Source organism: Pseudomonas sp. ZY71, from assembly GCF_036542145.1.
Classification (GTDB): Bacteria; Pseudomonadota; Gammaproteobacteria; order Pseudomonadales; family Pseudomonadaceae; genus Aquipseudomonas; species Aquipseudomonas koreensis_A.
This window is the reverse complement of the sequence record NZ_CP144274.1, coordinates 4,897,886-4,909,766: the sequence shown is the minus strand read 5'-3', so window position 1 is coordinate 4,909,766 and position 11,881 is coordinate 4,897,886. Positions and strand designations below refer to the sequence as shown.

At 59.3% G+C, this 11,881-nt stretch carries 14 protein-coding genes; all 14 read left to right on the top strand.

Annotation, left to right across the window (positions count from 1 at the left end):
• Positions 1 to 107: 107 nt before the first annotated feature.
• Positions 108 to 1,046, top strand: a complete 939-nt coding sequence (fabD, locus tag VY732_RS21730) for an ACP S-malonyltransferase (RefSeq protein WP_331691731.1) — start codon at positions 108 to 110, stop codon at positions 1,044 to 1,046.
• A gap of 16 nt (positions 1,047 to 1,062) precedes the next feature.
• The gene (fabG, locus tag VY732_RS21725; protein WP_008086267.1) at positions 1,063 to 1,806 is read left to right on the top strand and encodes a 3-oxoacyl-ACP reductase FabG; all 744 of its coding nucleotides are present in this window, start codon (positions 1,063 to 1,065) and stop codon (positions 1,804 to 1,806) included.
• A 196-nt stretch (positions 1,807 to 2,002) separates the two neighbouring features.
• Entirely contained in the window at positions 2,003 to 2,239 is a 237-nt protein-coding gene (gene acpP / locus VY732_RS21720; RefSeq protein ID WP_003175607.1) for an acyl carrier protein, read from the top strand.
• Between the two features lie 111 nt (positions 2,240 to 2,350).
• On the top strand, positions 2,351 to 3,595 hold the full coding sequence (gene fabF / locus VY732_RS21715) for a beta-ketoacyl-ACP synthase II (RefSeq protein WP_122604995.1): 1,245 nt from the start codon (positions 2,351 to 2,353) through the stop codon (positions 3,593 to 3,595).
• Positions 3,595 to 4,410 carry an aminodeoxychorismate lyase gene (gene pabC, locus VY732_RS21710; RefSeq protein ID WP_116030447.1) on the top strand — a complete coding sequence of 272 codons (816 nt, stop codon included), beginning with the start codon at positions 3,595 to 3,597 and terminating at the stop codon, positions 4,408 to 4,410. Before fabF ends, pabC begins: the two co-directional genes overlap by 1 nt.
• Before the next feature lie 3 nt (positions 4,411 to 4,413).
• A complete protein-coding gene (gene mltG / locus VY732_RS21705; RefSeq protein WP_116030448.1) occupies positions 4,414 to 5,589 on the top strand; it encodes an endolytic transglycosylase MltG in 1,176 nt (391 codons plus the stop codon).
• Between the two features lie 19 nt (positions 5,590 to 5,608).
• Complete coding sequence (gene tmk, locus VY732_RS21700) at positions 5,609 to 6,241, top strand: dTMP kinase (RefSeq protein ID WP_116030449.1); 633 nt, start codon at positions 5,609 to 5,611, stop codon at positions 6,239 to 6,241.
• Entirely contained in the window at positions 6,234 to 7,217 is a 984-nt protein-coding gene (locus tag VY732_RS21695) for a DNA polymerase III subunit delta' (protein ID WP_250605979.1), read from the top strand. The genes tmk and VY732_RS21695 overlap by 8 nt, the downstream gene beginning before the upstream one ends.
• A gap of 42 nt (positions 7,218 to 7,259) precedes the next feature.
• Positions 7,260 to 7,616, top strand: a complete 357-nt coding sequence (locus VY732_RS21690; protein WP_077574070.1) for a PilZ domain-containing protein — start codon at positions 7,260 to 7,262, stop codon at positions 7,614 to 7,616.
• Between the two features lie 15 nt (positions 7,617 to 7,631).
• A complete protein-coding gene (locus VY732_RS21685) occupies positions 7,632 to 8,423 on the top strand; it encodes a TatD family hydrolase (RefSeq protein ID WP_077574069.1) in 792 nt (263 codons plus the stop codon).
• A 351-nt stretch (positions 8,424 to 8,774) separates the two neighbouring features.
• Positions 8,775 to 9,413: a TetR/AcrR family transcriptional regulator gene (locus tag VY732_RS21680; RefSeq protein ID WP_007908276.1), complete on the top strand. Its 639-nt coding sequence runs from the start codon at positions 8,775 to 8,777 to the stop codon at positions 9,411 to 9,413.
• Positions 9,414 to 9,550: 137 nt separating this feature from the next.
• Positions 9,551 to 10,519 carry a GTP 3',8-cyclase MoaA gene (locus VY732_RS21675; protein ID WP_077574068.1) on the top strand — a complete coding sequence of 323 codons (969 nt, stop codon included), beginning with the start codon at positions 9,551 to 9,553 and terminating at the stop codon, positions 10,517 to 10,519.
• A gap of 170 nt (positions 10,520 to 10,689) precedes the next feature.
• Positions 10,690 to 11,295 (top strand): DUF4823 domain-containing protein, encoded by a 606-nt coding sequence (locus tag VY732_RS21670; protein WP_007908280.1) that lies wholly within the window; start codon positions 10,690 to 10,692, stop codon positions 11,293 to 11,295.
• Positions 11,296 to 11,310: 15 nt separating this feature from the next.
• Entirely contained in the window at positions 11,311 to 11,871 is a 561-nt protein-coding gene (locus tag VY732_RS21665; protein ID WP_053122580.1) for a DUF1285 domain-containing protein, read from the top strand.
• The last annotated feature ends 10 nt before the right edge of the window (positions 11,872 to 11,881 follow it).

Sequence of the window (11,881 nt, the reverse complement as noted above, 5' to 3'; positions counted from 1 at the left end):
ATGCTTAAATGTGACCGCCCGGTTCAAAGGGCCATCCAACTGTCAGTTTCTTGCGTCCCCAAGCGGGGCGTCATTTTCCGACGACAAGATCATTAGGGGCTTGTTACATGTCTGCTTCCCTCGCATTCGTCTTTCCAGGACAAGGTTCGCAGTCCCTCGGCATGCTGGCCGAGCTGGGCGCGGAATATCCGTTGATCCTCGAAACTTTCAAAGAAGCCTCTGAGGCTCTGGGTTATGACCTGTGGGCACTGACCCAGCAGGGCCCGGAAGAACTGCTCAATCAAACCCATAAAACCCAACCGGCCATTCTGACCGCTTCGATCGCTCTGTGGCGCCTGTGGCTGGCTGAAGGTGGTGCGCGCCCGGCATTCGTTGCCGGTCACAGCCTGGGTGAATACAGCGCGCTGGTTGCCGCTGGCAGCCTGACGCTGGCGGACGCGGTGAAGCTCGTTGAGCGTCGCGGTCAGTTGATGCAGGAAGCGGTTCCGGCCGGGCAGGGCGGCATGGCTGCCATTCTCGGTCTGGAAGACGCTGATGTACTGGCTGCCTGCGCCGAAGCTGCGCAGGGTGAAGTGGTCAGCGCCGTCAACTTCAACTCGCCGGGCCAGGTGGTGATTGCCGGTGCCAAGGCTGCGGTCGAGCGCGCCATCGAAGGCTGCAAGGCGCGTGGTGCCAAGCGTGCCATGCCGTTGCCGGTGAGCGTGCCGTCACACTGCGAGCTGATGCGTCCGGCCGCTGAGCGCTTCGCCGAATCCATTGCTGCCATCGACTGGCAGGCGCCGCAGATCCCGGTAGTACAGAACGTCAGCGCGCAAGTGCCGGCCGATCTGGAAACCCTCAAGCGTGATCTGCTCGAACAATTGTACAAGCCAGTGCGCTGGGTCGAGTCGGTACAGACTCTCGCTGCCAAGGGCGCGACCAATCTGGTCGAATGCGGCCCGGGTAAAGTCCTGGCCGGTCTGAACAAGCGTTGCGCCGAAGGCGTGGCGACATCCAACCTCAATACCCCAGACGCTTTCGCTGCCGCTCGTGCAGCGCAAGCCTGAATCAGGAGAAACTTGCATGAGTCTGCAAGGTAAAGTTGCACTGGTCACCGGTGCAAGCCGCGGCATTGGTCAGGCTATCGCGCTGGAACTGGGTCGTCAGGGCGCCATTGTTGTTGGCACCGCGACCTCCGCTTCGGGTGCTGAGCGCATTGCTGCGACCCTGAAGGAAAACGGTATTCAAGGCACTGGCCTTGAGCTGAACGTCACCAGCGACGAATCGGTCAGCGCGGTGCTGGCAAGCATTCAGGAGCAGTTTGGTGCGCCAGTGGCGATCCTGGTCAATAATGCCGGCATCACCCGCGATAACCTGATGATGCGCATGAAAGACGACGAGTGGTACGACGTGATCGATACCAACCTGAACAGTCTGTTCCGCCTGTCCAAGGGCGTTTTGCGCGGCATGACCAAGGCGCGTTGGGGCCGAATTATCAGTATTGGCTCGGTAGTGGGTGCCATGGGCAACGCTGGCCAAGTAAACTATGCAGCCGCCAAGGCCGGTCTGGAAGGTTTCAGCCGTGCAATGGCGCGTGAAGTCGGTTCGCGTTCGATTACGGTCAACTCGGTAACCCCAGGGTTTATCGACACCGATATGACCCGCGAGCTGCCTGAAGCACAGCGTGAAGCCTTGCAGACGCAGATTCCGCTGGGTCGTCTGGGACAAGCTCAAGAGATCGCGTCTGTGGTCGCTTTTCTTGCATCCGACGGTGCGGCATACGTCACTGGGGCTACAATCCCGGTGAACGGTGGGATGTACATGTAAGTAAAATGTGACGGATTGCTTCAAAAAAATGTCATACGAGCTGTCTAAAATCCGTTATAAAGCTGCAATCTATTTATAGGCAGAGGGCTGCAGGGTTTGAGGAGTGAAGCTTTCAGTTGAAAAACTGAAAAGTCTTTCTATACACTTACCCACTGGCCAGCTGCCTGAATTTGTCCATTAGGAGTGAAAACAAGGTATGAGCACCATCGAAGAGCGCGTCAAGAAAATCGTTGCCGAGCAACTGGGTGTTAAAGAAGAAGAAGTGGTCAACACCGCTTCCTTCGTAGAAGACCTGGGTGCCGACTCCCTTGACACCGTTGAGCTGGTGATGGCTCTGGAAGAGGAATTCGAGACCGAAATCCCTGACGAAGAAGCTGAGAAGATCACTACTGTACAAGCTGCAATCGACTACGTTACTAGCCACCAGGCGTAATAGTTTGTAATCGTTGTTTGCTGTCATGGAAAAACCGCACTGCCATCATGGCGTGCGGTTTTTTCTTTAGGCCTGATGCAAAGTCGTCGTCATTTGAAAAAGGAGAGTGCTGTGTCGCGTAGACGCGTCGTAGTCACCGGTATGGGTATGTTGTCGCCACTGGGCACGGATGTGCCGAGCAGTTGGCAGGGCATTCTGGCTGGCCGCAGTGGCATTGGTCTGATCGAACACACCGACCTTTCTGCCTATTCCACCCGCTTTGGCGGCTCGGTAAAGGGCTTCAATGTCGAGGAATACCTGTCGGTCAAGGAAGCGCGCAAGCTCGACCTGTTCATTCAGTACGGCCTCGCCGCAGGCTTTCAAGCCGTGCGCAACGCCGGTCTGGAAGTCACTGACGCCAACCGTGAACGCATTGGCGTGGCCATGGGTTCGGGGATCGGCGGTCTGACCAATATCGAAGAAACCAGCCGTACTCTGCATGAGACGGGCCCGCGTCGAATCTCGCCATTCTTCGTGCCAGGCTCGATCATCAATATGATTTCCGGTTTTCTGTCCATCCACCTGGGTGCACAGGGACCTAACTACGCTATCGCCACCGCATGTACCACCGGTACGCACTGCATTGGCATGGCCGCGCGCAACATCATGTACGACGAAGCCGACGTGATGATTGCCGGCGGTGCCGAAATGGCCGCTTGCGGTCTGGGCATGGGCGGCTTCGGCGCGTCCCGTGCGCTGTCGACGCGCAATGACGAACCAACCCGCGCCAGCCGTCCCTGGGACAAGGGCCGTGATGGCTTCGTCCTGTCCGACGGTGCCGGTGCCCTGGTTCTCGAAGAGCTGGAGCACGCCAAGGCGCGCGGTGCGACCATCTACGCCGAGCTGATCGGCTTCGGCACCAGCGGCGATGCGTTCCACATGACCTCGCCACCGGCCGACGGCGCCGGTGCCGCACGCTGCATCACCAATGCGTTGCGCGATGCGAAGATCAACGTCGATCAAGTGCAGTACATCAACGCTCACGGCACTTCGACCCCGGCCGGCGACCTCGCCGAAGCCAATGCGATCAAAACCGTGTTCGGTGATCACGCCTACAAACTGGCGGTCAGCTCGACCAAGTCGATGACAGGTCACCTGCTGGGTGCGGCGGGCGCAGTCGAAGCGATCTTCAGCGTGCTGGCGATCAACAGCCAGGTAGCACCGCCGACCATCAACCTCGATGAGCCGGACGAAGGCTGCGATCTCGATTTCGTGCCGCACACTGCGCGCAACATGGATATCGATGTCGTGCTGTCCAACTCCTTCGGTTTTGGCGGTACCAACGGCACCTTGGCTTTCCGCCGGTTCGCAGGCTGATGGACAGCTGGGTCGACGGTCAACCGGCTGACGCTCTGTCGCTGAAAGATCGCGGCCTGGCTTACGGCGATGGTCTGTTCGAGACCATCGCCGTGCGTAGCGGCCAGCCGATCCTGCTGGATCGACACCTGACGCGCCTGGCCGACGGCTGCTCGCGTCTGGCCATCGCGGCGGATATCGAACTGATCCGTCACGAGCTGCTGAGCTATGCGGCAGCGATGGGCGAGGGCGTGCTCAAGCTCATCCTCACCCGTGGCGATGGTTTGCGCGGTTATGCGCCCGACCCGACGGCGCCGGGCCGCCGCATTCTGCAAGGCAATCCTCCTGCGGCTTATCCTGCTGTGCATGCTGAACAAGGCGTCCGCCTGTTCCCGTGCAGCACCCGCCTGGCCAAGCAGCCGTTACTCGCCGGACTCAAACACCTCAATCGCCTTGAACAGGTTCTCGCCCGTGCCGAATGGCAGGACAGTGAACATGCCGAAGGCTTGATGCTCGATCAGGTCGGTCGAGTGATCGAAGGTGTATTCAGTAATCTGTTTCTGGTGCGTGACGGCGTGCTGATCACTCCGGACCTGAAGCGCTGTGGCGTCGCCGGTGTGATGCGCGCCGAAATATTGTTTCAGGCCGAGTCATTGGCCATCCCCACGCAAATCGCCGACATCAGCCTCGATCAGCTGCAATGGGCTGATGAAGTGTTTGTCTGCAATAGCGTGTATGGCGTCTGGCCGGTACGCGCCTGTGCTGCACTGAGCTGGCCGGTTGGCCCGCTCACCCGTAAACTGCAAACCATTGCCCGCGCCCTACTGGATGCCTGATTTGTGAGACGTAAACTTTTGCTGCTGCTGGAAACCGGACTGGTTCTGGCAGGGCTGTTGATGGGCGCCAGCGCCTGGAAGATTCACTCTGCACTGGAACAGCCTCTGAACATCACGCAGGAAGAACTGCTGGATGTGCCGAAAGGCTCCACTCCGACCCGTACGTTCCTTTCCCTCGAAACCGATGGCGTCATCAAGGACGCGTTCTGGTTGCGGGTTTACTGGCGTTTCAATCTCGCCGGCACGCCGATTCACAGCGGTGAATACCGCATGCAGCCGGGCATGACCGTCAATGGTCTGATCGACTTGTGGAAGCGTGGCGAAGTGGTGCAGTACAGCCTGACGCTGGTCGAGGGCTGGAATTTCCATCAAGTGCGCGCCGCCTTGGCCAAAGATGAAAAGATCGAACAGACCCTGAACGGTTTGAGCGACAGCGACGTCATGGCGAAGATTGGTCATAAAGGGTTGTTCCCGGAAGGCCGTTTCTTCCCCGATACCTACCGCTTCGTGCGTGGCATGTCTGATGCCGAGTTGCTGAAGAAAGCCTTTGACCGCCTCGATGAAGTTCTGGCGAAAGAGTGGGAGAGTCGTTCTGCCGATGTGCCGTACACCGAACCTTATCAAGCGCTGATCATGGCGTCGCTGGTCGAGAAGGAAACCGGCGTGCCGCAGGAGCGTGGGCAAATTGCCGGTGTCTTCGTGCGTCGCATGGCTCTGGGCATGCAGCTGCAGACCGATCCGACCGTCATCTATGGTCTGGGCGATCGCTACACCGGCAAGTTGACCCGTGCACATCTGAAAGAGCCGACGGCGTATAACACTTACGTGATCCCCGGCCTGCCGCCGACGCCGATCGCGATGGTTGGCCGCGAAGCGATTCACGCGGCATTGAACCCGGTGGACGGCACCAGCCTGTACTTTGTTGCGCGTGGTGACGGCAGTCATGTGTTCTCTGACGATCTCGATGCGCACAACAATGCGGTGCGTGAGTATCAGCTCAAGCGCCGTGCGGATTACCGCTCCAGCCCTGCGCCAGCGGTAACGCCTGAAGCGGCTCCCGCTGCCGAGGATGCGATTCCTGCGGCCTCTCCGGACACAGCGCCAGAGTCGATGCCACAAGTTGCACCACAGGAGCCAGCGCCGACTCCAGAAGCCGCCGCCCCACAAAATACGCAATGACGTTGATTAAGGACTGCCTGTGACTGGCTTGTTTATTACTCTTGAAGGCCCTGAAGGCGCCGGCAAAAGCACCAACCGCGAATACCTCGCCGAGCGCCTGCGCGCCGCCGGTATCGAAGTGGTGCTGACCCGCGAGCCCGGTGGCACGCCGCTGGCCGAGCGGATCCGCGAAGTGCTGCTGGCGCCGGCCGACGAAGTCATGAATCCGGACGCCGAGCTGTTGCTGGTGTTTGCTGCGCGTGCCCAGCATCTGGCAGAGGTGATTCGACCGGCCATGGCCCGAGGCGCGGTGGTGCTGTGTGATCGCTTTACCGATTCCACTTACGCCTATCAGGGCGGCGGTCGCGGTCTGTCGCTGGAGCGTATCGCCGCGCTGGAAACCTTTGTGCAAGGCGATCTGCGCCCGGATCTGACACTGATTTTCGATCTGCCGGTGGAAATCGGTCTGGCCCGCGCCAGTGCCCGTGGTCGTCTGGATCGTTTTGAACTGGAAGGCCGGGCATTTTTCGAAGCCGTGCGCAGCGCGTTCCTCAAACGCGCCGAAGCCGATCCTGCGCGTTATGTGCGCATCGATGCCGGTCAGCCACTGGTCAAGGTTCAACAATCGCTGGATACCCTGATTCCTAACTTGCTGGAGCTGGCCCGTGGCTGAGGCCTATCCATGGCAGGACAGCCTCTGGCAGCAACTGGCCGGGCGTAAGCAGCACGCGCACGCCTATCTGCTGCACGGGCCGGCCGGTATCGGCAAGCGCGCGTTGGCCGAGCGCCTGATGGCCAGCCTCTTGTGTCAGCGGCCGACGCCGGAAGCCTGCGGCGAATGCAAATCCTGCCTGCTGCTCAAGGCTGGCAGCCACCCGGATAATTACATCCTCGAACCGGAAGAAGCCGACAAGGCGATCAAGGTCGATCAGGTGCGCGATCTGGTCAGCTTCGTGGTGCAGACCGCGCAGCTCGGCGGGCGCAAGGTGGTGCTGATCGAGCCGGTCGAGTCGATGAACATCAACGCCGCCAACGCCTTGCTCAAGAGCCTTGAAGAACCGTCCGGCGACACGGTTCTGCTGTTGGTCAGCCACCAGACCAGTCGTCTGCTGCCCACTATCAAGAGCCGTTGCGTGCAGCAGGCCTGTCCGTTGCCGGGCGAGGCGATGAGCCTGCAATGGCTGGCTCAGGCGCTGCCGGACTGCTCGGAAGAAGAACGAGTCGAACTGCTGACGCTGGCCGCCGGCTCGCCGTTGATGGCGGTCAGTCTGCAATCGCAGGGCGTGCGCGAACAGCGTGCGCAAGTGGTCGAAGGCGTGAAGAAGTTGCTCAAGCAGCAGCAATCGCCGACGCAACTGGCGGAAGAATGGAAAAGCATTCCGATGCTGCGGCTGTTCGACTGGTTCTGCGATTGGTCGAGCCTGATCCTGCGTTATCAATTGACTCAGGATGAAGCCGGCCTCGGTCTGACCGATATGCGTAAAGTCGTGCAGTACCTGGCGCAGAAAAGTGCGCAAGGCAAAGTCCTCGAAATTCAGGACTGGATTCTCGCCCAGCGCCAGAAAGTCCTGAGCAAGGCCAACCTCAACCCGGCCTTGCTGCTGGAAGCGTTGTTGGTGCAATGGGCGGGATTGCCTGGCCAAAGATAAGAATGTGTACCTAGACTCTGAACATCAGCAGTGGAGGTCAACATGAATGAATCTGTCAGCCCGGGGCCGCGTAACGGCATTTTGTCCCTGACCATCAAGGACAAGTCGGTGCTCTACGCCGCCTACATGCCGTTCATCAAGAACGGTGGCCTGTTCATCCCGACCAACAAGAGCTACAAGTTAGGCGACGAGGTGTTCATGCTGCTCAACCTGATGGACGAGGCCGAGAAGATTCCGGTGGCCGGCAAAGTCGCCTGGATCACCCCGAAAGGGGCGCAAGGCAATCGCGCTGCCGGTGTCGGCGTGCAGTTCAACGACGGCGACAACACCGCGCGCAGTCGCATCGAAACCCATCTGGCCGGAGCGCTTAAATCCGACCGTCCCACTCATACGATGTAAGTAGCCGTCTTTTTTATGCTCGTAGATTCCCATTGTCACCTTGATCGCCTCGACCTCGCCGCCCATGACGGCTCGCTGGATGCTGCACTCGATGCGGCCCGTGAGCGCGGAGTAGGGCACTTCCTGTGTATCGGCGTGAGTGCCGACAACGCCGCCGACGTCAAAGCCCTGGCTGAGCGTTATGACGATGTCGATTGTTCGGTCGGCGTGCATCCGCTCGATGTGCAACCCGGCGCGGCACCGGCGCTGGATTGGCTGTTGCACGAACTCAATCACCCGAAAGTGGTGGCGATCGGTGAAACCGGTCTGGATTATCACTACGAACCGGAAGCCGCCGAGCTGCAGCAGGAGTCGTTCCGTCTACACCTGCAAGCGGCCCAGCAGACTGGCAAACCGGTGATCATCCACACCCGTGGCGCCCGTGCCGATACCCTTGAATTGCTGCGCGAAGCGGCGTTGCCTCAGGCCGGTGTGCTGCATTGCTTCACCGAAGACTGGGATATGGCCAAGGCTGCACTGGACATGGGTTATTACATTTCCCTGTCGGGCATCGTCACCTTCCGCAATGCCGATGCGTTGCGCGATGTCGCGAGCAAGGTCCCGGCGGATCGCCTGCTGGTGGAAACCGATTCACCGTATCTGGCGCCGATCCCTTATCGCGGCAAGCCCAACCTGCCGCAGTACGTGCGCGAAGTGGCTGAATTCCTGGCGATGCTGCGCGGTGAGAACTACGAGCGTTTTGCCGAACAGACCACTGAGAACTTCAAGCGGCTGTTCCCGCTGGCGAGTGTTAAATCTGCCCTGTAAGCGCTAGCCAAATCGCAGGCAAAAAAAACCCGGGTTCTGGGGGGTGAATCCGGGTTAAGACCATTAGGAGTAAAACAAAGGCACGCGGTCCCTTGGTACCTTTATCGGCGCGACACTTGGGGGAGATGTCGCCCGACAGTTCAAGTATTGATCAGTCTGGCGTGCAGTCCAGTTAGCCGGTCGGGGTTTTTAAACAAATTTGGAATACGTTCGCTTCAGTTGAGTTCTCATTGCGCCCAAAACGTTCTCAAAATGAACAAGAAACACAGATATGGTCGGATGATCCGTGCATTTTTGCGCAAGTTAGGCATAATACGCGGCTTCGAATTTTGACCCTTCAGACCTTTTCTTATGCACAAAGAACCTCGTAAGGTCCGTGAGTTTCGTCGCCGCGAGCAAGAAATTCTCGATACCGCGCTCAAGCTGTTCCTCGACCAAGGTGAAGACAGTGTCACCGTCGAGATGATTGCTGATGCCGTGGGTATCGGCAAAGGCACGATCTACAAGCACTTCAAATCCAAGGCCGAGATCTATCTGCGCCTGATGCTCGATTACGAGCGCGATTTGAACGAGCTGCTGCATTCGGCCGATGTCGACAAGGACAAGGAAGCGCTGTCCCGCGCCTACTTCGAATTCCGCATGCGCGACCCGCAGCGCTATCGCCTGTTCGACCGTCTCGAAGAGAAGGTCGTTAAAGGCAATCAGGTGCCGGAAATGGTCGAGGAGCTGCACAAGATCCGTGCCTCGAACTTCGAACGCCTGACCCTGCTGATCAAGGGCCGCATCAGCGAAGGCAAGCTCGAAGACGTGCCGCCGTACTTCCACTACTGCGCATCCTGGGCGCTGGTGCACGGCGCTGTGGCGCTGTATCACTCGCCGTTCTGGAGCAATGTGCTGGAAGATCAGGAAGGTTTCTTCCAGTTCCTGATGGACATCGGCGTGCGCATGGGCAACAAGCGCAAGCGCGACCCGGAAACGCCGAGCAGCTGAGCCATTCAGCTGCCTTATTGCGCCATTATTTCGCTACATGTCGCAGTACCGCAGGAATATACTCAGGCATAGGGCTTGCTAAAACTTGATTTGTGAGTCAAGTTTTAGCGGCTCGAAATTCTTTCGCCGGAGTGATCATGATCGTTGACCGTCAAGGCAGGCGTTTTCGCAATTTGCGCATCAGCCTGACCTCAGCCTGCAATTACGCGTGTACCTACTGCGTGCCCAACGGCAAGCGGCTGGTGGCTGCGCAGGATGAACTGTCGGCCGAAGCCATGGCCCGCGGCGTGGCGTATCTGATCGAAGCCGCCGGCATCGAACGGCTGCGCATTACTGGCGGCGAGCCGCTGGTCAGCCCCAAACTCGAATCGTTCATGACCGCCGTCGGCAAGATGGGCCTGGACGACATCAGCCTGACCACCAACGGTCAACTCCTCGCGAAAAAACTCCCGCTGCTGGTGGATGCCGGTCTGCGCCGGATCAACGTGTCCCTCGATACCCTCGACGCCAGCGCGTTCCGCAGCATCGCCCGTGGTGGCGATCTGGCCACGGTGCTCGATGGCATGGATCAGGCGAAAGCGGCGGGGATGAAGATCAAGGTCAACATGGTGCCGTTGCGCGGGCAGAACCTTGATCAAGTCATGCCGCTGCTGGATTACTGTCTGGAGCGTGGATACGAATTGCGCTTCATCGAGCTGATGCGCATGGGTCACTTGGCCAAGGACAACAATGCGTTCCTGCAACAGTTCGTCAGCCTGCAACAGCTGCTGGCGTTGATTGGCGAGCGTTATGAGTACGCGCAAACCGACGCACCAGTGGATGCTACGGCCGTGCGTTACGCAATTCCCGGTCTTGGCAATTTTGGTGTGATCGCCAACGAGAGCGTGCCGTTCTGCCGGACGTGCTCGCGCTTGCGCCTGTCGTCGACCGGTTGGCTGCATGGCTGCCTGTCCTCGAGTAACCGCCACTATGTCGGTGATCTGCTCGACAAGCCGCGCCATCAGGCGTTGCCGGCGCTCCAGCGTTTGCTGGTCAAAGCGTTGGGCGACAAGCAGGAGGTGGCGTTCTCCGGTGGCGCGACAGTGATGAAAATTATCGGCGGCTGATCAACCGCTTTCGCGAGCAGGCTCGCTCCCACCTTGGAATGTATTCCCCCTGTGGGAGCGAGCCTGCTCGCGAATACGATTTAACCATCAACAAATTTCTTGAGCTGGCGCAAAAGCTGCATCCAACGGCCATTCGCCGGTTTTCCGTCACCGGCCTCTGGAGGAATAGGATGCGTAGCCTGGTTTTGCTGCTGGCCGTTTTGGCGCTTGGCGGCTGTATGACTGTCAGCGATATGGCCGAAGGCACTCGCTATCAGATGAGCGACGCGGGCCTGCTCGATCACAGCGACAGCCGCCGCGTGAACAACTTCCGCATTCAGCCGGACTCGTTCATCTACATCGCCCAGGGCGCCTTTGCGCCGCCGGGTGGTTCCTACCCGCGCCCCAACGTCGTGGCTGAAGAAGCCTTCAAGGGCTTCGTCGAATACTTCCCGATGGTCCGCCGTGCTCGCGCGCCGGAAGGCCTCGATCAGGCGATGGGCGAAGCTCGCGATGCCGGTGCGCACTATCTGCTGTACACCCGTTTCGCCAAGGCTGACGACCGCATCGGCAACTCTGATGAGTGGCTTGATGAGGAGGCGGTTGATCGTCTCGGCATCGACGGCGGCGTGATTCAGATCATGTTGATCGAGACCAGCACCCAGTATTTGATTGATACTGCACGGATCAAGAGTCGTGGCGGTTTACTGACGTTCCACGACAGCAAGCCCGAAGACCTGATCGGCCCGCCGCTGGCACAGTACGCGCGCAGCCTGTTGGGAGTCGGCGACCAATAATTCAAGGAGAACGCCATGAGTGGCCCGCAAAAAGCCAATGACCTGTTGGGACAGATCCCCAAAACCAAAGGCTTGCCGCCGGTGCACTTGTGGAACCCGGACTTCTGCGGCGACATCGACATGCGCATCGCCCGCGACGGCACCTGGTATTACCTGGGTACGCCGATCGGGCGCAAGCCGATGGTCAAGTTGTTCTCAACGATCATGCGCCGCGATGGCGATGATTATTTCCTGATCACCCCGGTCGAGAAGGTCGGGATCAAGGTCGACGATGCGCCGTTCGTGGCGATTGCGGTCGAGGTTGAAGGCGAAGGGGAGGCGCAGCTGTTGCGCTTCACCACCAACGTTGATGAAACCGCCGAGGCCGGGCCTGAGCATCCGATTCGGGTCGAGATTGATCCTACGACGCAAGAACCCGCACCCTACGTACATGTGCGTACCAACCTTGAAGCGCTGATTCATCGCAATGTGTTCTACCAACTGGTGGAACTGGCGGTGAGCCGCGAAATCGACGGGCAGCGTTGGCTTGGCGTGTGGAGCGGCGGCGAGTTCTTTCGCATCGGCCTGGAACCCTGAAACACAACCC